The organism is Sphingomonas sp. MM-1, assembly GCF_000347675.2.
GTDB classification, from domain to species: Bacteria; Pseudomonadota; Alphaproteobacteria; order Sphingomonadales; family Sphingomonadaceae; genus Sphingomonas_E; species Sphingomonas_E fennica.
The window spans coordinates 1,303,640-1,323,615 of sequence record NC_020561.1 but is presented as its reverse complement, the minus strand read 5'-3'; the positions used below and the strand labels follow the sequence as shown (position 1 = coordinate 1,323,615).

At 68.2% G+C, this 19,976-nt stretch carries 17 protein-coding genes; 9 read left to right on the top strand and 8 right to left on the bottom strand.

Annotated elements, in window-relative coordinates:
- Positions 1 to 4 precede the first annotated feature (4 nt).
- Complete coding sequence (locus tag G432_RS06475) at positions 5 to 2,749, bottom strand: TonB-dependent receptor domain-containing protein (protein WP_236626864.1); 2,745 nt, start codon at positions 2,747 to 2,749, stop codon at positions 5 to 7.
- A 428-nt stretch (positions 2,750 to 3,177) separates the two neighbouring features.
- Between G432_RS06475 and G432_RS06470 the strand changes: the two genes are divergently transcribed.
- A complete protein-coding gene (locus G432_RS06470; RefSeq protein WP_015458024.1) occupies positions 3,178 to 5,499 on the top strand; it encodes a TonB-dependent receptor in 2,322 nt (773 codons plus the stop codon).
- Between the two features lie 78 nt (positions 5,500 to 5,577).
- On the opposite strand, the gene G432_RS06465 is transcribed toward G432_RS06470, so the two are convergent.
- Both G432_RS06465 and G432_RS06460 read right to left on the bottom strand, forming a co-directional pair.
- Positions 5,578 to 6,915 (bottom strand): sensor histidine kinase, encoded by a 1,338-nt coding sequence (locus G432_RS06465; RefSeq protein WP_015458023.1) that lies wholly within the window; start codon positions 6,913 to 6,915, stop codon positions 5,578 to 5,580.
- A 4-nt stretch (positions 6,916 to 6,919) separates the two neighbouring features.
- Complete coding sequence (locus G432_RS06460) at positions 6,920 to 7,594, bottom strand: response regulator transcription factor (protein ID WP_015458022.1); 675 nt, start codon at positions 7,592 to 7,594, stop codon at positions 6,920 to 6,922.
- Between the two features lie 152 nt (positions 7,595 to 7,746).
- On the opposite strand from G432_RS06460, the gene G432_RS06455 reads away from it, so the two are divergent.
- Positions 7,747 to 8,319, top strand: a complete 573-nt coding sequence (locus G432_RS06455) for a DNA-3-methyladenine glycosylase I (RefSeq protein ID WP_015458021.1) — start codon at positions 7,747 to 7,749, stop codon at positions 8,317 to 8,319.
- 28 nt (positions 8,320 to 8,347) lie between these two features.
- Here the strand turns inward: G432_RS06455 and G432_RS24265 are convergent, their stop codons facing one another.
- The 4 genes from G432_RS24265 to otsB form a co-directional block, all read right to left on the bottom strand.
- Entirely contained in the window at positions 8,348 to 8,473 is a 126-nt protein-coding gene (locus G432_RS24265) for a hypothetical protein (protein ID WP_269078702.1), read from the bottom strand.
- Between the two features lie 128 nt (positions 8,474 to 8,601).
- The gene (locus G432_RS06445) at positions 8,602 to 10,008 is read right to left on the bottom strand and encodes an alpha,alpha-trehalose-phosphate synthase (UDP-forming) (protein WP_015458019.1); all 1,407 of its coding nucleotides are present in this window, start codon (positions 10,006 to 10,008) and stop codon (positions 8,602 to 8,604) included.
- The gene (locus tag G432_RS06440; RefSeq protein WP_015458018.1) at positions 10,005 to 11,801 is read right to left on the bottom strand and encodes a glycoside hydrolase family 15 protein; all 1,797 of its coding nucleotides are present in this window, start codon (positions 11,799 to 11,801) and stop codon (positions 10,005 to 10,007) included. Before G432_RS06440 ends, G432_RS06445 begins: the two co-directional genes overlap by 4 nt.
- Positions 11,798 to 12,571 carry a trehalose-phosphatase gene (gene otsB / locus G432_RS06435; RefSeq protein WP_015458017.1) on the bottom strand — a complete coding sequence of 258 codons (774 nt, stop codon included), beginning with the start codon at positions 12,569 to 12,571 and terminating at the stop codon, positions 11,798 to 11,800. Before otsB ends, G432_RS06440 begins: the two co-directional genes overlap by 4 nt.
- A gap of 321 nt (positions 12,572 to 12,892) precedes the next feature.
- Here otsB and G432_RS06430 point away from each other — a divergent pair, with 321 nt between their 5' ends.
- The 5 genes from G432_RS06430 (at position 12,893) to G432_RS06410 (ending at position 17,419) form a co-directional block, all read left to right on the top strand.
- Positions 12,893 to 14,755 carry a methyl-accepting chemotaxis protein gene (locus G432_RS06430; protein WP_015458016.1) on the top strand — a complete coding sequence of 621 codons (1,863 nt, stop codon included), beginning with the start codon at positions 12,893 to 12,895 and terminating at the stop codon, positions 14,753 to 14,755.
- 41 nt (positions 14,756 to 14,796) lie between these two features.
- Positions 14,797 to 16,191, top strand: a complete 1,395-nt coding sequence (locus G432_RS06425) for a DcaP family trimeric outer membrane transporter (RefSeq protein WP_015458015.1) — start codon at positions 14,797 to 14,799, stop codon at positions 16,189 to 16,191.
- Positions 16,192 to 16,220: 29 nt separating this feature from the next.
- Positions 16,221 to 16,838, top strand: a complete 618-nt coding sequence (locus G432_RS06420; protein WP_015458014.1) for a peptidylprolyl isomerase — start codon at positions 16,221 to 16,223, stop codon at positions 16,836 to 16,838.
- 8 nt (positions 16,839 to 16,846) lie between these two features.
- Complete coding sequence (locus G432_RS06415; RefSeq protein ID WP_041864828.1) at positions 16,847 to 17,125, top strand: acylphosphatase; 279 nt, start codon at positions 16,847 to 16,849, stop codon at positions 17,123 to 17,125.
- A 102-nt stretch (positions 17,126 to 17,227) separates the two neighbouring features.
- The gene (locus G432_RS06410) at positions 17,228 to 17,419 is read left to right on the top strand and encodes a hypothetical protein (protein WP_015458012.1); all 192 of its coding nucleotides are present in this window, start codon (positions 17,228 to 17,230) and stop codon (positions 17,417 to 17,419) included.
- A gap of 40 nt (positions 17,420 to 17,459) precedes the next feature.
- Here the strand turns inward: G432_RS06410 and G432_RS06405 are convergent, their stop codons facing one another.
- Complete coding sequence (locus tag G432_RS06405) at positions 17,460 to 18,077, bottom strand: TetR/AcrR family transcriptional regulator (protein WP_015458011.1); 618 nt, start codon at positions 18,075 to 18,077, stop codon at positions 17,460 to 17,462.
- Between the two features lie 104 nt (positions 18,078 to 18,181).
- On the opposite strand from G432_RS06405, the gene G432_RS06400 reads away from it, so the two are divergent.
- Positions 18,182 to 18,994, top strand: a complete 813-nt coding sequence (locus G432_RS06400) for an SDR family oxidoreductase (RefSeq protein ID WP_015458010.1) — start codon at positions 18,182 to 18,184, stop codon at positions 18,992 to 18,994.
- 105 nt (positions 18,995 to 19,099) lie between these two features.
- Positions 19,100 to 19,774 (top strand): YidH family protein, encoded by a 675-nt coding sequence (locus G432_RS06395; protein WP_107396049.1) that lies wholly within the window; start codon positions 19,100 to 19,102, stop codon positions 19,772 to 19,774.
- Positions 19,775 to 19,976: the final 202 nt, after the last annotated feature.

The following is a 19,976-nucleotide window of genomic DNA, read 5'->3' as shown; positions in this document are numbered from 1 at the left end:
GCGGTCAGGGGCGCGGCCCGGACGGCCGGGGCGGGAAGAACAGCTTGCGGAAGCTGATGCGGATCGAACGGCCCAGCGGATCGAGATAGTCCGGCTGGTAGCTGACCGGCGTGATGCCGTCCGCGTCGCGCACGCGCATCCGTTCGTTGAACAGGTTCGTCACCGAAAGGGTGAGCCGCGAGCCGCGCAGGAAGGGGACGGCGGACACCAGCTTCGCCTGCTGGCCCAGATCCGCGAAGAAGCGGAGGTTGATCGTCGTCAGGCTGGAAAAGTGCAGCGAATCCGATCCGTCGGGCCCGCCATTCACGTCCGTGCCGCTGCGCCACGCGGCGGAAAGGCGCGCGCCCAGCCCGTTATGGGTCAGGCCGGCCTGCGCCTCCACCTCATGCCTGGGCTGGCCGCCGGTCGATCCGATCGCGTCGCCGTCCAGCAGGTCCAGCATCGGCCCGTCGGGGCGGACGAGGATTTCCTCGCGCAGGTGGACGGTGTGATAGACGGCGAACTGCATCCGCGTGCCGCGCCCGCCGGGGCCGCGGCCGAAACCGCCGCCGCCCGGTCCGAAGCCGGCACCGCGCGGCCGATCCGCGTCGCTCCCCGCCGGGCGCTCGGCGGGCGGCCCGTCACCCGCATCGCGCGCCAGCTCCCGCAGCATCGGCCGGTTGCCGGCGCCCGCCGGTGGGGAGGAAAGCTGCTTCGAGAAATTGATCCCCCAGCGCAGCTCCTCGCTGTTCTGGCGGGTGAAGTTGATCGGCCGGCTGTCGACGCTGACGAGCTGGCCGCTGGCATCGCGCACGAAGCGATCGGGGAAGGCGGCCTCGATCGCGGCGGTGGGCGTCGGGAAGGCCGCCACCGCATCGCGGACGCGGCTGTTCACATAATCGGCGCTCAGCGTCAGGTCGTTGCCGGTAAAGGGGCGGATGGTCGCCCCCAGCTTGAACACGCGCCGGTCGTCGGCCTGGAGCGTGGGGTTGCCGCCGCTGATCCGCGTGACGTCCACCGTCTCGCCGCGCACATAATCGAATATCCGGACGCCGCTGGTCGCGATGGTGGGGTTGCCGAGCTGCTGCATGGTCGGCGCATTCTCGTCCTCCGTCACCGATGCGATCAGGCGGATGGCGGGGATCGGCGTCCAGTTGAGGCCGTAGCCCAGCGTGGTCAGCCCGCCGAAGTCGGAAAGACGGTCATAGGCCAGGTTCACATTGGCCGAAAGCTCGCCCAGCGGGCCGATGAAGCCGCGCTTCCGGCTGGCCAGCGGCAGGTCCAGGCTGATCTGGCCGCTGGCGATGTCGCGCGAAAGATCGCTGTCCGTCATCATGCCGGCGCGGGTGGAATGGGCGTCGAGGTCGTTGAACTCGCCGCCCAGCTTCACCGTGGCGGAGACCGGCCCGGCCGGCAGCCGCGCCAGCGTGCCGTTGGCGACGAGCTGGATATTGCCCACGCCCTCCACCGAACGCGCGCGGTCGATCAGCGGGCTGCCCATCAGGGCCGCGGGGATCGGCGCGAAGGGGTTGAGCGTGGGATCGAGCGCGTCGATCCCAGCCTGGAAATCGGCGATGTCCACGCCGTTGCGGGTGCGGGTCCTGATCTCGGTGCGGTCGTAATTGCCGGTGGCATTCCATTGCCAGCCCTTGGCCGCGCCGCTCAGCGTGAAGCCGAGATGCCCGGTCACCGTCTTGCTCTGCTGGGTGCGCGGATCGATCTCGTCGAGATAGCGGTAGAGACGCGTCTCGCCGGCGAAGGGGGAGAAGGGGCTTTCGCCGGGCAGCCGAATCGATGCGGTGGCGAGGCCCTGGGCGCTGTCGCTCTCGTCATAGGATAAGGTGCCGTTCACCGTCGCCGATACGTCGCCGAAGATGGTGCGGTTCAGAACGGCGTTCATCGATACGCTGTCGGTCTGCGGCAGCAGCGTGCGGTAGCGCCCCGTATCGGTCGTGTTGATCGGCCGGTTGAAGGCGGTAAGCGGCTGCGCGTCTTGCGCCGCGGCGGCAGGCACGCCGGCCGCCGTCACGGGCTGGCCGGCAAGCGCGCTCAGCGCGGGATCGATCTCGTCGCCATAGACGGGCGCGGTGATGTTGCCGGTCACGTCATAGGGGCGACGCGGCGTATCGGCGACGATATCGCGCTCATCCTCGTAGAGCGCGGAGCTGCGCTGATATTTGAGCGCGAGGTTGAAGCGGCCTTCCTTGTTGATCCTGAGCAGGCTGCTCTCGGCGCTGGTGCTGCTCTGCCCGCCTTCGGTCGGCGCGGCGCCGGTCAGTTCGGCGGTGGTCGTGCGGAAGCGCGGGCGCAGCACGATGTTCACCACCTTCTGGTCGGCGCGATAGCCATATTTGAGCGCCACTTCCTCCGGCAATATCTCCGCGCGCAGGATCGCCTCGGTCGGAATGTCGCGGATCTCGGCGAAGCTCGATATCCGCTTGCCGTTCAGCAGCACCACCGGCCGGCCGCCCCGGCCGCTCGTCGTCTGCGGACCCAGCTCGGCGATGAGGTCGGTGATCGAGCTTACGCCATAGGTGCGGATGTCCGCCGGGCTCAGCACCAGCTCGGGCGCGATGTCGCCGATCACGCTGCCCGGCGGGCGCTGGCCGGTGACGACGATATCCTCGTCCCCCGCCATCTCGGCATCGGGGGCGGGGCCATGCCTGTCCGGTTCGGCCGGCGCCCTTTCCTGGGCGGCGGCCAGTGCTGGCAGGAGGGCGATACCGGAAAGCAAAAGCGGCAGGCGGACCATGACAATCCCGTGTTTCATCTGTTTCGCCCGCCCTATTCGGGCCGATCGAACATTTTATGTCGGCGGTGAAATATGCGCGGATTTCCGCGCTCGGCGGGCGGCGGCGGCTCTGTCGCGGGCTGCGCCCCGCGGAAGGATACCGCCGGCAATGCGCGCGGGCGCGGACCGGCGCTGCCATGTTCTTTCTCCGTTGAGGCAGGCGATATCGGAAGAATCGAAATTGATCGGAAAATTATCTTTTCTATATGTCGGGAAATATACTTTCCATCTTTCCGATATGACGTGAGATAAGGTCGGAATGACGGATAGGTCCCAAGAATAAATCCAAAATGTAACGAAAATGTATATATAATTACAGTTAGGTTATTGCGCCTGTAACATAACTGCCTTCATAAATATTCTATTGCCGCCCCCGGTCCTGATTTTGATTCTCTTCGGGGGAAAGCATGCAAAATGATATCTGTCTGACGCGCTCGGTTGCGCGCGCCCTGCTGGCCGGCACCGCCTTCATGGCGCTGGCCGTGCCCGCTCTCGCTGCGGAAGTCGCGCCGGCGGAAGCCGCCGCCCCGGAAAGCGCCAGCCCCGAAAGCGGCGGCCTTAGCGAGATCGTCGTGACCGCGACCAAGCGGGAAACCAATCTCCAGAAAACGCCGATCTCCATCTCGGTCATGGACAGCAAGGCGCTGACCGAGCGTCACGCCCAGAGCCTGCTCGATCTCGGTGACGGCGCCATTCCGGGCCTGCGCGTCGCCACCTTCGAGGCGCGCCAGTCCGCGCTCACCATCGGCATTCGCGGCATCGTTCCGCTCGACGCCAACCAGCCCGCGCGCGAGCAGGGCGTGGGCGTCTATATCGACGGCGTCTATCTCGGCCGCCAGCAGGGCCTGAACGCGGCGCTGATGGATATCGAGCGGATCGAGGTGCTGAAGGGCCCGCAGGGCACGCTGTTCGGCCGCAACACCGAAGGCGGCGCGCTCAGCATCGTCACCAAGGGGCCGTCCGGCGAGTTCGGTTTCCGCGGCACCGCCGGCATCGGCAATTACGGCGCCTATAATGCGGACGCCCATCTCGACCTGCCGGAATTCCACAATTTCAGCCTGAAGGTGGACGGCGTCGTCCAGTATCGCGACCCCACGGTCAAGAACCCGCTGCCCGGCCAGACCGGCTGGAACTATTATGACCGCCGCGGCGTGAAGGCCACGCTGCGCTGGCAGCCCTCCACCGATTTCACCGCCGATTACAGCTACGACAACGGCTATGACGCCAACTCGCCTTTCTACAGCCAGCTCGTCAACTACAACCCGCTGAACAAGCCGGCCGGGGCGATCGCGCCGCTGCCGCCGATCGTGGTGGTGGGCGACAAGCGCATGGATGTGGCCGATATCGGCGTGCCGCAGCAGCCGAGCGTGGACAAGACCTTCGGCCACACGCTGCACCTCAGCTGGAAGGTCGCGCCCGAGGTGGAGCTGCGGTCGATCACCGCCTATCGCGAAGTTTCCGTGGAGCAGTGGGACAATAGCGGCGGCGCGCATCGTGTGCCCGTTTTCGCGCCCAACGGCAATTTCAGCCGCTACAGCCTCGCCGGCCTCTGGCAGCACCAGTTCAGCCAGGAATTCCAGGCGGTCGGCAGCACCGGCAACCTCGATTATGTCGCCGGCCTCTATTATTTCAACGAGAAGGCGAGCGACGACGCCTCGACGCCCAGCTCCAACCAGTGGAATGCCGACGGCACCGGCTACACCATCCTCGATCCGACGCCGACGATCCGGGGCCATCGCTCGATCGACCGCGCCAGCACCGCCTGGTCGAAGAGCTATGCCGCCTACGGCCAGCTCACCTACACGCCGGACCTGATGGGCGGCATCACCCACCTCACGGTCGGCGGCCGCTACACCCATGACAACAAGCATGGCGAGCTGACGACGGTGAACAACGCGCCCACCGACTTCACCTTCCGGGAGAAGAACGACCGCTTCGATCCGATGGTGACGCTGGCGGTGGATGCGACGCAGGACATCAACCTCTATGCGAAGTTCGCCACCGGCTATCGCGCCGGCGGCGCCAGCTCGCGCTCGCTCACCTACCGGTCCTTCGGGCCGGAAAAGGTGAAGTCCTATGAAATCGGCGCCAAGACCGAGCTGTTCGATCACATGCTGCGCCTGAACCTTGCCGGCTACATCATGGATCGCACCGGCAGCCAGATCGATTTCAGCCTCGTGACGCCGCAGCCCAACGGATCGACGCGCAACACGCTGGAAACCATCAATGCGCCGGGCACCACCAAGATCCGCGGCGTCGAGGCGGAAGCGACGCTGAGCCCGATGCAGGGGCTGACGCTGAACGCGGCCTATGCCTACACCTATACCAAGATCCCGCCGACGCTGAATCCGTTCAGCGGCGTGGTGCAGCCGGTGTTCATCGTCTTCACCCCGCGCAACACGGCCAGCGGCGCGGTGGATTATTCGGTGCCGGTCGGCGGCGTGACGGCCAGGCTGCACCTGGACGCCAATTATGCGCAGGCGACCCAGACGTTCGATCAGTTCGCGATGAAGGCGGACTCCTCCTTCATCGTCAACGGCCGGCTGTCGCTCGCCGACATCAGCCTCGCCAACGACAGCAGCAAGCTCACCGTCTCGGTCTGGTCGCGCAACCTGTTCAACGAGGCGCACATCTACCGCCGCGATCCTTCCAACCAGGCGACGCTGGGCGATTACGCCAACTATAACGAGCCGCGCACCTACGGGCTGGAGGCCAGCATCCGCTTCTGATCGAAGCCGGGCCTGACCGGATATCAGGCCCCGCCGTCCCTCTTGCGGGACGGCGGGGCCTTTTTCCTTTCCATTGCCTCAGTCCGCCCGGACGGCCAGCACCGCCCGCAGGCCGGGGCCGGCATCCTCCAGCGCGAGGCGCCCGCGATGCAGCCGGGCGATCGCCTCCACCAGCGACAGGCCCAGGCCGTGGCCCGGACGGTTGCGCGCCTTGTCCAGCCGGCCGAAGCGGCGCAGCGCATCGGCGCGGCGCTCGGCCGGGATGCCGGGGCCGTCATCCTCGACGATCAGCATCGCCTCATCCCCCGATCGCGCGGCGCGGACGCGGATGGTCGATCCGGGAGGCGTGTAGCGCACCCCGTTCTCGATCAGGTTGATGATGGCCTGGCTCAGCAGCCGGCGGTCGCCATGGATGGGGATGGCGGGGCAGGGGCCGATCTCCAGCCGGTGCTCCTCGGCTTCGGCCACCGGCGCCATCATCTCGCCGATCTCCGTCGCCAGCGCGCCGAGGTTCAGCGCGGCGAAGGCGGCGCGGCGGTCGCCGCCCTCGATCTCGGCGATGCGCAGGATGGCGGCGAACATCTCCAGCAGCGCGTCGCTCTGGGCGATCGCCTGGTCCAGCCCCTCCCGCATCGCCGGCGTATCGGCCTCGCGCCGCAACCGCGCGAGCTGGCCGCGCAGCCGGCCGAGCGGTGTTCGCAGATCATGGGCGATATCGTTGGAAACATTGGCGATGCCGTCCATCAGGGCGGCGATGCGATCGAGCATCCGGTTGAAGGCCCTGGCCTGCTGGTCGAACTCGCTGCGCGATCCGTCGACCGGCACCCGCTGGCGCATATTGCCGTCGATGATCGCATCCACCGTCTGGCGCATCTCGCGGATGCGCCGGCTTATCAGCGTCCCGAAAAGCACGATGCCGCCGAAGACGATGAGGATGATCGATCCGAAGCCGAGCACGTAGATGCGGACGCGCGCGGAATTATAGTTCTGGATCGGCTCGGTCTCGGCCAGCGTCGTCAGGATCATGCCGTTGCCGATGTCGCGGGTGAAGGCGCGGCCATGGGTCAGGCCGGGAATATGGTCCGCCGCGCTCAGCGTCGAATAGCCGGGCGGCGGCACGCGGGCGAGCCGGACGTTGCCCGCGATGAAATGGCCCTTGGGGCCGGTCAGCAGGAAGCCCACGTCGCCCTTGTCCCGGCGCTGGGAAAAGAGCGTGATGAGCGCGCGCACCCGCGCCGGATCGGCCGGATAGTCGCTGCCGGAAACCTCCATATTCTCGCCGGCGATCCGCTGGTCCACCAGCCGGGTGATGGTCCGCTGGGTGACGAGCAGCGTGCCCACGCCCGTCAGGATCGTCGCGACGAGGAAGACGATCAGGAACAGCGCCGACAGGGATCGCAGCGAATGCGGGCGCATGCGCTCAGGCGCGCAGCATGTAGCCGATGCCCCGCACCGTCACGATCGGATCGTCGCAGCCGGCCTCCATCAGCTTTAGCCGGAGGCGGCGGATATACATGTCGGCGATGTTGGACTTGGGCTCGAAATCATAATCCCATACCCGTTCGTAGAGCATCGCCCGGGTCAGCACGCGATCGGCGTTGCGCACCAGTTCGGCCAGAAGCTGGAATTCCACCTTGGGCAGCACCACCGGCGCGCCCTTGTACCAGGCCCGGTGGCGCAGCGGGCTGACGGTGATATCGCCGGCGCTGATCGTGTCGTTTTCCGGCATGTTCCATTGCCGGCCGCGGCTGACGGCCATCAGCCGGGCGTTGAGCTCCGCCGCGTCGACCGGCTTCACCACATAATCGTCCGCGCCCTGTTCCAGCCCCTCGACCTTGTCGGCCGACTTGCCGAGCGCCGTCAGCATGATGACGGGAAGCGTCATGCCCTCGGCCCGCATCCGGTTGAGGACGGAAAGGCCGTCCAGCTCGGGCAGCATGCGGTCGAGGATGACGGCGTCGAACTTCCGGTCCACCAGCGCCTGCAGCGCGAGGCGGCCGTCGCCCACGATCTGCGCCTGATGCCCGCATTCCCGCAATTCGGCGGCCAGGTCCTTCGCCAGGATGGCATCGTCTTCAACCAGCAGAACGTCCAAAACCGCCTCCAATGGTCCGCCGGCGCCGCGCGCCGGAAGGGATGCGCATAGGCATAGCATATGAACGCATGATGGCCGATCATGCCGATGGACGGGTGCCGCGCGCTTCGCCATTCTCCCCGGCGCAGGCAGAAGGAAAGGCAGCCCCCCTCATGACATCGCATCCGCCGTACCGCTGTGGCTGGGCCGAAGGCGATCCGCTGATGCGGGCCTATCATGACGGCGAATGGGGCGTGCCCGAGCGCGACGGCCGCGCGCTCTGGGAAAAGCTGATGCTGGACGGCTTCCAGGCCGGCCTCGCCTGGATCACCGTGCTGCGCAAGCGCGACGCCTTCCGCCGGGCCTTCGCCGGCTTCGATCCCGCCACGGTCGCCCGTTTCGGCGAGGCGGACGTCCAGCGCCTGCTGGCCGATCCCGGCATCATCCGTTCCCGCGCGAAGATCGAGGCGACGATCGGCGCCGCCCGCCTCTATTGCGACATGGCCGATCGGGGCGAGGATTTCGCCGCTTATTGCTGGTCCTTCACCGAAGGCCGCGTGCTCATGGGCGACGGCGTGAACTTTCCCGCCACTACCCCGCTATCGGAACGGATATCGAAGGATCTGAAGCGCCGGGGCTTCAAGTTCGTCGGCCCCACGATCGTCTATGCCTGGATGCAGGCGGTGGGCATCGTCAACGATCACGCGGCCGCCTGCTTCCGCCGCGATCAGGTCGGGGCGCCGTAATCCGGCAGGGCGGGCAGGCGCCGGCCCCTCACCATTCCCGGCGGCGCAGGAAGATCGCGGCGATCGCCGTGCCCAGCGCCCAGGTCGCCAGCACCAGCGGGAAGGTCAGGATATATTTCAGCAGATAGAGCCGATCGATATCCCGTTCCGTCAACGCATCCTCCCTGTTCGGCGCGGCCGGCATGATAGCCGGTTCGGCGGCCGGGGTTAAGCCCGTGCGGCGATCGAGCCTTGCCGAGGCGCGAGGCGTCGGCATCTCGGCGCCCCGATATTATGCCGCTATCATGCCGCCGCGCGGTCGGCCGGGGCCTCGGGGTCGGGGGCGGCGAGGAGGGCGGTGAAGCGGCGCTGCCACCACAGCACGTCCTCCTGCTCCACGCCGTCCATCAGCGCGCGCCAGCGGCGGATGCGTTCGGCGCGCGGCATGGCGAGCGCGCGGGCGATGGCATCGGCGACGTCCTCGGCGCTGTGCGGGTTGACGAGCAGCGCCTCGCCCATCTGCTCGGCCGCGCCGGCGAAGCGGGAAAGGATCAGCACGCCGGGGTCCTCCGGGTCCTGCGCGGCCACATATTCCTTGGCGACCAGGTTCATCCCGTCGCGCAGCGGCGTCACCAGCCCGATGCGGGCGGCGCGATAGATGCCGGCCAGCTCGTCGCGGGGATAGCCCTTGTTGACGTAGCGGATCGGCACCCATTCCACGTCGGCATATTCGCCGTTGATCCGGCCCGAAAGCCCGTCCAGCGCCGCGCGTATCTCGCGATAGCTCTGCACGTCCTCGCGCGAGGGCGGGGCGATCTGGAGGAGGAACACCCGCCCCAGCGCCTCGGGATGCGATGCCAGGAAGCGTTCGTAGCCGAGGAAGCGTTCCTGCAGCCCCTTGGAATAATCCAGCCGGTCGACGCCGATGATCATCTCCCGCCCGTTGGCGCTGATCCGCATCCGCTGGAAGGCGTTGAGCGCGTTGGGCTGGTTGGCGCTGTCGCGGAAGGCCTGGGTGTCGATGCCGATCGGGCAGGCGACGGCGCGGATGCTGCGTCCGTTGAGCGTGATGATGTCGTCCGCGCCGATCACGGCGCCCGGCAGCTCGGCGCTGACATAATCGAGGAAGGAATCCAGCCAGTCGCGCGTGTGGAATCCGATCACGTCATAGGCGAACATCGCCTCCACCAGCTCGCGATGGTTGGGAAGCGCCAGCAGGAGCTGCATCGGCGGCCAGGGGATGTGGAGGAAGAAGCCGATCCGGTTGGTCACGCCGCGTGCGCGCAGCTCCGCGCCCAGCGGGATCAGGTGGTAATCATGCACCCACAATATGTCGTCCGGCTCGATCAGCGGCTGCACCGTCTCGGCGAAGCGCGCATTCACCCGTTCATAGCCCTCGGCAAAGCCGCGCTCGAACTCCGCCACGTCGATGCGATAATGGAAGAGCGGCCACAGCGTGCGGTTGGCGAAGCCGTTATAATATTCCTCCACGTCCTGCGGCTCCAGATCGACGGTGGCGGTGGCGACGCCGTCGTGCCGCTGGAAGTTGATATGGCCGGTGAAATGATCGGTCTCCCCGCCCGACCAGCCGAACCAGATGCCGTTGCTTTCCCGCAGCGCGGCCGAAAGCGCGACCGCCAGCCCGCCCTGGTTGCCCGCGCCGTCGGCGGCCGGCTGCACCCGGTTGGAAATGACGATCAGGCGGCTCATCGCACGGAACTCCACGGCTTGCTCAGCAGGACCGCGCAGTTGATCAGGCCCACGAGCGAATAGGTCTGCGGGTAATTGCCCCAGAGTTCGCCCGTCACCGGATCGATATCCTCCGAAAGCAGCCCCGCCCCCGTGCGGCGGCCGAGCATTTCCTCGAACAGCGCACGGGCATCGGCGATCCGGCCCGTGGCGTTCAGCGCCTCGATCAGCCAGAATGTGCAGACGTTGAAGGCGGTTTCGGGCAGGCCGAAATCGTCTTCGGTGGCATAACGCAACATATGGCTGCCACGCCGCAGTCCTTCTTCCACCGAAACGAGTGTGCCGTGGAAGCGCGGATCGGCAGGCTGAAGGAATCGCAGGTCGAGCAGTTGGATCAGGCTGGCGTCCAGGTCGTCGCCGTCGAAGGTGGCGGATATCCGGCCCGTTCCCTCGCGCCAGGCGGATCGTTCGATCTTCTCGCGGATCGCATCCGCCCGCGCCTGCCAGAAGGCGCGCCGGTCCTCCAGCCCCAGCGCCTCGGCGGCATTGGCCAGCCGGTCGCACGCCGCCCAGCACATCGCGGCGGAATAGGTGTGGACATGCGCGCGCGTGCGCAATTCCCACAGGCCCGCATCGGGCTTGTCGTGCATCGCCCAGGCCCGCTCGCCGATCGGCTCCAGCGCGGTGAAATCCTCCAGCCCCGCCACGCGGTAGAGCCGCTGGTCGAAGAAGGCCTGCACGTTGGAAAGCACGATCTGGCCATAGGCATCGTGCTGGATCTGCTCATAGGCCTGGTTGCCCACGCGCACCGGCCCCATGCCGCGATATCCGTCCAGCGCGGGCGCCTCGCGCTCCGGCAGCAGCGCCTCGCCGCCGACGCCGTAGAGCGGCTGGACATGGCCGCCCCTCGCATTGTCGACGATGTTGCGCAGATATTCGAGATAGCCTTCCAGCACGTCGAGCGCGCCCAGCCGGTTGAGCGCCTGCACGGTATAATAAGCGTCGCGTATCCAGCAGTAGCGATAGTCCCAGTTGCGGCCGGAATCGGCATGTTCGGGGATGGAGGTGGTGAGCGCGGCGACGATCGCGCCGGTCTCCTCATGCTGGCAGAGCTTGAGCGCGATCGCCGCGCGGATCACCGCTTCCTGCCATTCCACCGGCGTCGCCAGCCCGCGCACCCAGCGCCGCCAGGATGCGATGGTCAGGTCCAGCATCTGCTCGGTGGCGTGGCGCACGTCGTCCGAAAAGCTTTCGTCCGGACCGAAGAAGAAATGCAGCGGCCGTTCGACGCGGAACAGCCGCTCATCCTCGATCCAGCCGATCGGCGCGTCGGTGGTCAGCCGCTGCACGCTTTCCGCCAGGATGTAGCGGATATGGTTGGAACCGCGCGTGCGCGCCGCCGCATGGGCGCCCCAGTCGCGCGCCGGGCGCAGCCGCACGCGGATGCGCGGGCTGCCCGATATCGGCCGGACGATGCGGACGAACGCCACCGGCCGATACATGCGGCCGTTGCGGGTGAAGCGCGGGCAGAAGTCCGTCACCTCCACCACATTGCCGCGCCCGTCGTCGTGCCGCGTCACCAGCACGGGCGTGTTGCGGATATAATGCTGGGTCGTCTCCGCGCAGTCCTCCAGGTCGATCTCCCAGAAGCCGCGCGCGCCCTCGGCCGCCGGCGGGTTCGCATCCAGCAGCGAACAGAATAGGGGATCGCCGTCCACGCGTGGCACGCACGCCCAGACGAAACGGCCGCGCCGGTCCACCAGCGAGGATACCTGGCAATTGCCGATCGGCCACAGGTCCAGCGTCGCGGTCATGCGTGCTCCCCCGCCAGCCAGGCGCGCACGGCGGCGCTGTCGGCCAGCCCATAGCGGGCGGCGCTCTCGCGGGGCGCGCCCACCAGCACGCCGCAGCCGCCAAGCTCGGTGGCGGCGATGAAGCCCGGCTCGTCGGTCAGGTCGTCGCCGATGAACACGGGCCGCGTGCCCGCCATCGGCGGCCGCCCCATCAGCCCGCGCACGGCCACGCCCTTGTCGCTGCCCGGCACGCGCAGCTCGATCATCATATGGCCCGGCTGCACGGCCAGCCCCGTCTCGGCGCCGATCCGCCGGGCGAGGCTGCGGGCTGCAACCTCCGCCGCGGGCGCCAGCCGGTAATGCAGCGCCGCGCCGAAGCTCTTGCTTTCCACCATCACGCCGGGATGCGCCTCGGCAAAGGCGTGCAGCTCGGTCTCGGCCGCGTCCAGCGTCTCGGGCCGCACCGGATGGGCGCTGATCCCGTTCCAGCGATGCTCGGTGCCGTGGCTGCCGGAAAGCGCGATCAGCTGCGCCACCGGCCCCAGCATGGCATCGAGCTGGGCGATCGATCGCCCGCTCACCACCGCGATGCCGCCTTCCGGCCGGTCGTGCAGCCGCATCAGCAGCGCGCGCAGCCGCTCGTCGGCGATCACCTCGTCCGGCCGGTCGATCAGGTCGACCAGGGTGCCGTCGAAATCGATGAACAGGCTGGCGCCCTCCAGCAGGCCGGCGGGCGGCTCGGGCAGGCGCGGTGGCTGGGGCAGGGGGCCGCGATCCACGGCTGGATTCATCGATAACCTCTTGTCTTGTCAGGCGTGCCGGAACGCGGCGGACGCGGGGCACCCTGCAGGGACGCGGGAAGGCCGCTTCGGGTTCCCGTGGGGGGATGGCGGCCGGCAAGGTTAGCCGCTTTGGGGCCGTGGCGTAACCCTTGTGCCTGCATATAGGTTCGGATCGGACTTTTATTTGATGTTTTGTAACGTTCTACTTCACCGTCAAAGTCACGGTGACGTAGCGTCAACCTCTGCGGCAAATACGTATAGAAGATCGTGTCGCCGCCGATCCCCCTTTGCCTCCTCCTATAATGCACCATGCGAATTTTGGAGGTTTCAATGCACCGCTTGAAGATCGGCGGGCGCCTCAACCTTGTCAGCCTGGCGGCGTTGACCGGCCTGGTCGTGGTTCTGGCGCTCTCCCTGTTACGGCTCGATACCGTGATGCGCGACGATATCGCGGATCGCACCCGGAAGACGGTGGAAACCGCCCACAGCGTGCTCGTCCACTATCAGAAGCTGGAAAGCGCCGGCGCGATGCCGCGCGCCGATGCGCAGGCCGCCGCCCTGGCCGCGATCCGGGCGATGCGTTACGGCAAGGACGAATATTTCTGGGTCAACGACATGCAGCCGCGCATGGTGATGCACCCGATGAATCCCGCCCTCGAAGGCAAGGATGTCGGCAACAACACCGATGCGGACGGCATCTACATGTTCCGCGAAATGGTGAAGGTGGTTCAGGCCGGGGGCGAAGGTTTCGTCAACTATAGCTGGGACAAGCCCGGCGCCAACGGCGCCCAGCCCAAGATATCCTATGTGAAAGGGTTCGCCCCCTGGGGCTGGATGATCGGATCGGGCGTCTATGTGGACGAGATCCGCGCCGCCGTGATGAAGGCGGCCTATGTGCTGGGCCTCGCCGTGCTCGCCGTGATCCTCGCGGTCGGCAGCCTCAACTGGTTCCTCAGCCGTTCGATCTCGCGCCCCGTGGTCGCGCTCACCCAGCGGATGCGCACGCTGGCGGAAGGCGATACCGGCTCCGCCATTCCCGGTCTCGATCGCCGGGACGAAGTGGGCGAGATGGCGGCCGCGCTCGGCGTGTTCCGCGACGCCGCCGTCGCCAAGGCCGCGGCGGAGGCCGAAAAGGCGCAGGCCGATGCGGAGCAGCAGTTCGTCGTCACCGTCGTCTCGGATCGGCTGGCCAGCCTGTCCGACGGCGATCTCACGGCCGCGATCAGCGAGGAATTCCCGCCGGCCTATGCCGCGCTCAAGGGCAATTACAACACGGCGGTCGGCAATCTGCGCGACATGATGACGGCGCTGGCCAACTCGGCCGATGCGATCCGCACCGGATCGGGCGAGATCGCCCAGGCCTCGGAAGACCTCGCGCGCCGCACCGAAGCGAACGCCGCCAGCCTGGAGGAAACCTCCGCCGCGCTCAGCCAGATGGAGGAAAGGCTGCGCTCCACCGCCGCCGCCGCCGTCCACACCGCGGGCCAGGCGAACGAGGCGATCGCCATCGTCGGCTCCGGCCGCGCGACGGCGGACGAGGCCGTCGGCGCCATGGGCCGCGTGTCGGAAAGCGCGCAGGGCATCGACAGCGTGATCGAGGGGCTGGACAAGATCGCCTTCCAGACCCGCGTTCTCGCCATGAACGCGGCGGTCGAGGCCGGCCGCGCGGGCGAGGCGGGGCGCGGCTTCGCGGTCGTCGCCGATCTCGTCAGCGCGCTCGCCATGCGTTCGGAGGAGGAGGCCAAGCGCGCCCGCGAGCAGCTTACCGCCACCCAGTCCGATATCGTCATGGCCGTGGATGCCGTGCAGAAGGTGGACGGCGCGCTCGCCAATATCAGCGGCAGCGTGGAGGAAGTGCACAAGCTGGTCGCGACGATGGCGTCGGACAACCAGGCCCAGTCCGCCACGATCAGCGAGATCACCACGGCCGTCGGCGCCATGGACCAGTCCACCCAGCAGAATGCCGCGATGGTGGAGGAGACCTCGGCCGCCGCGCGCAATCTCGCGGGCGAGGTCGAGGCGCTGTCCGAACGCTCCTCGCGCTTCCGCACGGGCGCTGCGGTCGCGGCCCGTCCGCGGCTTGCCGCCTCGGCATCGGTGGCCGCGCCGCGCCCCGCGCCGCGCCCGCTGCCGATGGCGCAGGGATCGGCCGCCGTGGACGTGTTCGCCGATCAGGACTGGTCCAGCTTCTGATCCGACGCCACGGGCGCCGCGACTTTTCCGGGAGAGGTTTGATGATGACGAAGTGGCTCCGGCGGGCGATGCTCGCCGGAACCGCCATGGCGGGCTGCGCCTCCGCGCCCGCCATGGCCCAGCCCGCCGATCGCGAAGCGGCGCTGGAACGCCGGCTGGGCGAGTTGGAGGCCGCGCTGGCCGATCTGCGCGGGCAATTGTCCGCGCTGCGGGCCGGCAATGCGGCGCCGCAGGCTTCTGCGGCGGCGGCGGCTCCCGTGGCGATCGCCACCGCCGGGGCCGCTCCTCCGGCCGCGCCGCCGGCCCCCGCTCCGGCCGCCCCGCGCGACGGGTTCAGCGTCGCCGGCACCACCGTGAAGATCGGCGGCTTCGTGAAGGCGGTCGCCGCCTTCAGCCGCTATGATGACGGGCCGATGCCGGCGGGCTCCACCGGGCGGGATTTCTACGTGCCCGGCACCACGCCGGTCGGCGGCCGCGCCGATCGCTCGTTCGAAGCGAACGCCAAGCAGACGAGGCTCGCGATCAGCACCGCCACGCCGCTGCGCGATCATGAGCTGAAGGGCCTGGTCGAGGTCGATTTCCAGGTTTCGCCCGGCACCGGCAACCAGCGGATCACCAACGCCTATAATCCGGGCTTGCGCCGCGCCTTCTTCACCTTCGACGATGCGCTGATCGGGCAGGAATGGAGCAACTTCCAATATGTCTCGGCCCTGCCCGAGACCACCGATTTCCTCGGCCCCAGCGAAGGCACCGTGTTCGTCCGGCAGGCCCAGTTCCGCTACGCCTTCCGGCTGGCCAGGGGGCTGACGCTGGCGATCGCGGCGGAAAATCCCGCCACCACGGTGCTCGCGGCCGGCGGCAGTTCCGCGATGGTGGAATATGATCAGGATCGCGTGCCCGATCTCACGGCGCGCCTGAACCTCGCGGCGGGGCCGGCGGAGCTGTCGCTCGCGGGGCTTGCCCGCCAGCTCACCGCCGATGGTGCCGGCGGCGTCGATCATGCCTTCGCCTGGGGCGTCTCCGCCGCCGGCAAGATCGGCTTCGGCCCCGCCCGCCGCCACGATATCCGCTTCATGCTCAGCCACGGGCAGGGCATCGGCCGCTATGTCGGCCTCAACCTCGCGCCCGATGCGATATTGGGGGCGGCGGGGCTCGACACTGTCGGCGTCACCGCCGGTTTCGCGGCGCTGCGCATCGGCTGGACGGAACGGCTCCGCTCCACCGTCTCGGGCAGCTTCCAGTCGGCGGATTATCCGCACCTCGCCATCGCTGCCGACGCCAATGACGGCGCGTGGAGCGCGGCGGCCAACCTGTTCTATTCGCCGGTGAAGCAGTTCGACATCGGCGTCGAATATCGGCGCGGGGAACGGCGCCTGGTCTCGGGCGCCACCGGTCAGCTCGATCGTATCGAGGTCGCCGGCAAGTACAGCTTCTGATGGAAGGCGAGGGCGATTAGGCTCGGGCCATGCACCGCCGATTCGTCCTCGCCGCCCTCGGCCTCGCCGCCGCCTTTCCCGCTCTCGCGCAGGAAGCCGCTGCCCCGCCGGAACCCGCGCCGGCGCTCGCCCATGTCCGCCTGCAGACCAGCGAGGGGGATATCCTGCTGGCGCTGGAAAAGGATCGCGCGCCCGTCACCACCGCCAATTTCCTCCGCTATGTCGACCAGAAAAGGCTGGACGGCACCAGCTTCTACCGCGCCACCAGGGTCGCGCCCGGCTTCGGCCTGATCCAGGGCGGCGCGCGCAACGATCCCAGGCGCGCGCTGCCGCCGATCGCGCATGAGCCGACGAGCAAGACCGGCCTCACCCACGCGGATGGCACGATATCCATGGCGCGCGCCGCGCCGGGCAGCGCGACCGGCGATTTCTTCATCACCGTCGGCGCGATGCCGACGATGGATGCGGACCCGTCGCAACCCGGCGACAATCTGGGCTTCGCCGCCTTCGGCCGTGTCGAACAGGGGATGGACGTCGTCCACCGCATCCTCGACGCGCCGGTTTCGCCCACCGAGGGCGAAGGCGCGATGCGCGGGCAGATGCTGGCGTCCCCGGTGAAGATCATCACCGCGCGCCGGGTGGATTGAGCCGGGCGATGGCCGTCAGCCGCCACCTTGCCATCCACGGCCGGGTCCAGGGCGTATTCTATCGCGGCTGGGCGGTGGAAACGGCGCGGGCGCTGGGCCTTTCCGGCTGGGTCCGCAACCGCCGCGACGGCAGCGTCGAAGCGGTGGTGACGGGCGATGCGGCGGCCGTCGCGGATTTCGTGGCCCGCTGCCACGGCGGCCCGCCCGCCGCCCGAGTCGATCGGGTGGACGTTACGGAAACCGCCCCCGCCACCGCCGCCGGTTTCGAACAACGGCCTACGGAATAAGCCTTTTCCCGCACGCCTCATCACTTCGGCGCATCCATCTTCCATTCGGGAGGATCATGGCTAGGATGAGGTATCGGGAGGGGGCCACGAAGGAGGCCTTCGATGTTCGGAATGACCGCCAGTTTCTGCGAAAGGCGCGCGCTGGAGGAATTGCGCGCGGCGGAAGAGGCCACCTGCCTCGAAGCCGCAGCCTCGCACCGCCAGCTCGCCCGGGAATTCGCCGCCAGGGCACGGGCCTTGCGCGCGGAGGCGGAAGCCGCGCGGCATATCCAGATCGACGCGGTTGCCGGCTGATCGTCGTCGCGGCCGGCGGTCGCGAACGCGCCCCGCCGGGTCAATCGCGCGGCGCGATCCCGTTCAGGATGATGCCGGTGATGTCGTCGATCAGATTTTCGTCCGCCGAAACGGACGACATCAGCATCCGCGATAGCACCGCGCCGATCGTCACGTCGAAAAAGGCGTCCGGGTCCACGTCGGCGCGCACCATGCCCTTCGCCTTGCCCTCGTTCACGATGCGCCGCATGTCCGCGCGGGCGGCGGTTTCGATCGGAAGCTGCAACTCGCGGCGCAGCGCCGGGTCGCGCTGGATGGCGGCGAACAGCCCCAGGCTGGCGGCGCTGATATCGGGCAGGCAGTATCGGCGATAGGATTGCTCGATCAGCGCGCGCACCTCGCCGGCCATGCCCTCCTCTTCGGTCACGTCCACGAAATGCACCTCGTCGCCGCCATCCTCGTTGGCGATGCTGCTCAGCAGGTGCGCCTTGGTCGGCCAGCGGCGATAGATGGTGGCCCGCGTCACCCCCGTGACCTGGGCGATGGCGTCGAAGGTCAGCGCGTCGATGCCCCCTTCGCGCAGCAGCCGGCGGCCGGCGGCGATGATCGTCGCGTCGGTCTCCGGCTTGCGCGGGCGGCCGCGGCCCCGGCTGGGGGCGGGCGGTGGAGATGCGGTCATCGATGGTCCTTGGGCGTCATGGCCATAAATCTATGCATCCTGCATCCTAATTGGTCACGCCATGAATTGCCGGGCAGGGTGGCTTTCGCCTAACAATCCGGGTCATGGCAACCGCTTCTTCCATCTCATCTTCCCTTTCCCGATCCACCCCGCGCCGCGTGGCGCTCGTCACCGGCGCCGGCCGGCGCATCGGCCGGGCGATCGCGCTCAGGCTGGCGGCCGCCGGCTGGGATGTCGCGATCCATTGCGGCCATGGCGTGGAGGAGGCGGAGGCGGTCGCCGCCGAGGTCGCCGATCGCGGCGCGCGCGCGGCGGTGCTGCCGGCCGAGCTGGCGGACGAGGCCGCCGTTTCCGGGCTGGTCGATCGGTCGGTCGAAGCGCTCGGGCCGCTGGCGCTGCTCGTCAACAATGCCTCCACCTTCGAACAGGATAGCTTCGGCGCGCTCGATCCGGCCCTGTGGGATACGCATTTCGCGGTGAACCTGCGCGCGCCGGTGGTGCTGGCGCAGGCCTTTGCCGCGCAGGTGAAGGCCGCCGACGTGCGGGGCGCCGCCATCGTCAACCTGCTCGACCAGCGCGTGCTCCGCCCCAATCCGACCTTCTTTTCCTATGGGCTCACCAAATCGGCGCTGTGGACGGCGACGCAGATGATGGCGCAGGCGCTGGCGCCGGCGATCCGGGTGAACGCCGTGGCGCCCGGCCCGGTGCTCGCTTCCTGCCATCAGGATGCCGATCTCTTCGCGCGCGAGGCGGCGGGCACCCTGCTCGAACGGCCCAGCCCGCCGGACGATATCGCCGATGCCGTGCTCTACCTGGCCGGCGCGGCTTCGGTCACGGGGCAGGTGATCGCGGTCGATTCCGGCCAGCATCTCGGCTGGCGCACGCCCGATGTGGTGGCGGTGGAACGGCCGGGCTGAACCGCCCGCGACGGGGATAATCCGGTGGCAAATCAGGGTTGCGCCTGATTGGCCGCCGCCGCTGCGTGCCTTATCGCCGGGCGATCCGCCGGGCTGGAGGCGCCGATGATATCCCTTTCCGAACTGCTCGGCGGACGCCCCGAAAAGCGGCGCTACGATCCCCCGGCGGATAAGCCGCTGGATCAGACCCACGGCGCCGTCCCGCCCTATGATTTCCCGCCGGAGCTTGCCCGCGCGCTGGCCGGCAAGTCGGAGGAGGAGGTTTCCTCCCTCCTCTCCAAATTCCGCACCGGCCTTTCGGAACACCGCACCCGCCTGTCCGAGCATCGCACGGACCTTTCGGAGCATCGGACCGACCTTTCCGATTACCGGACCGAATTGTCCCACGCGCGGACGGAGATGTCCGAACATCGCACCAAATTGTCCAATGATCGCTCCCACCTCTCCAACGAGCGCACGCACCTCTCTTATGTGCGCACCGCCGTTTCGCTGATGAGCTTCGGCATCACCATCAATCGCTTCGCCGTGTTCCTGGCGGAAGGGAAGGGCTATGACGATCGCATCGCCACCCGGCGGATGTGGAGCACCGAGCAGTTCGGCCTCGGCATGGTCGTCGTCGGCATCATATTGCTGATCTGGTCGCTGTTCCGCTATCGCGCGATTCACGCCCAGCTCCTGTCGCAGGAATTTCGTCCCCCCGCCGTTTCGGTGATGCTGCTCACCCTGGCGATCATCGCGCTCGGGGCGGTCTCCTCGGTGATCCTGATAACCGTGAAGTGAAGCCTCGGGCGCGGGGGGCGCCCGCCTGCCTCCCTCCGGCGTCCGCCGGATCGGCGGGGGAGGGCGGCAGGCGGGCACCGCGGAATACGCTCCCCCTTCAGGCGCGTCCCGCGGTCCGGGCATTTCCCGTCCGGACGATGCCGCCGGCCGGGAAATTCCGAAGGTCGGGCGTCCGGGGCATGATCCGCTCGGGCGGAAAATG

What these genes read in the sequence shown, in the direction of transcription:
- G432_RS06475 (WP_236626864.1), bottom strand. Translation starts at nt 2,749, where the DNA reads ATGAAACACGGGATTGTCATGGTCCGCCTGCCGCTTTTGCTTTCCGGT.
- G432_RS06470 (WP_015458024.1), top strand. Translation starts at nt 3,178, where the DNA reads ATGCAAAATGATATCTGTCTGACGCGCTCGGTTGCGCGCGCCCTGCTG.
- G432_RS06465 (WP_015458023.1), bottom strand. Translation starts at nt 6,915, where the DNA reads ATGCGCCCGCATTCGCTGCGATCCCTGTCGGCGCTGTTCCTGATCGTC.
- G432_RS06455 (WP_015458021.1), top strand. Translation starts at nt 7,747, where the DNA reads ATGACATCGCATCCGCCGTACCGCTGTGGCTGGGCCGAAGGCGATCCG.
- G432_RS06445 (WP_015458019.1), bottom strand. Translation starts at nt 10,008, where the DNA reads ATGAGCCGCCTGATCGTCATTTCCAACCGGGTGCAGCCGGCCGCCGAC.
- G432_RS06440 (WP_015458018.1), bottom strand. Translation starts at nt 11,801, where the DNA reads ATGACCGCGACGCTGGACCTGTGGCCGATCGGCAATTGCCAGGTATCC.
- otsB (WP_015458017.1), bottom strand. Translation starts at nt 12,571, where the DNA reads ATGAATCCAGCCGTGGATCGCGGCCCCCTGCCCCAGCCACCGCGCCTG.
- G432_RS06430 (WP_015458016.1), top strand. Translation starts at nt 12,893, where the DNA reads ATGCACCGCTTGAAGATCGGCGGGCGCCTCAACCTTGTCAGCCTGGCG.
- G432_RS06425 (WP_015458015.1), top strand. Translation starts at nt 14,797, where the DNA reads ATGATGACGAAGTGGCTCCGGCGGGCGATGCTCGCCGGAACCGCCATG.
- G432_RS06420 (WP_015458014.1), top strand. Translation starts at nt 16,221, where the DNA reads ATGCACCGCCGATTCGTCCTCGCCGCCCTCGGCCTCGCCGCCGCCTTT.
- G432_RS06415 (WP_041864828.1), top strand. Translation starts at nt 16,847, where the DNA reads ATGGCCGTCAGCCGCCACCTTGCCATCCACGGCCGGGTCCAGGGCGTA.
- G432_RS06410 (WP_015458012.1), top strand. Translation starts at nt 17,228, where the DNA reads ATGTTCGGAATGACCGCCAGTTTCTGCGAAAGGCGCGCGCTGGAGGAA.
- G432_RS06405 (WP_015458011.1), bottom strand. Translation starts at nt 18,077, where the DNA reads ATGACCGCATCTCCACCGCCCGCCCCCAGCCGGGGCCGCGGCCGCCCG.
- G432_RS06400 (WP_015458010.1), top strand. Translation starts at nt 18,182, where the DNA reads ATGGCAACCGCTTCTTCCATCTCATCTTCCCTTTCCCGATCCACCCCG.
- G432_RS06395 (WP_107396049.1), top strand. Translation starts at nt 19,100, where the DNA reads ATGATATCCCTTTCCGAACTGCTCGGCGGACGCCCCGAAAAGCGGCGC.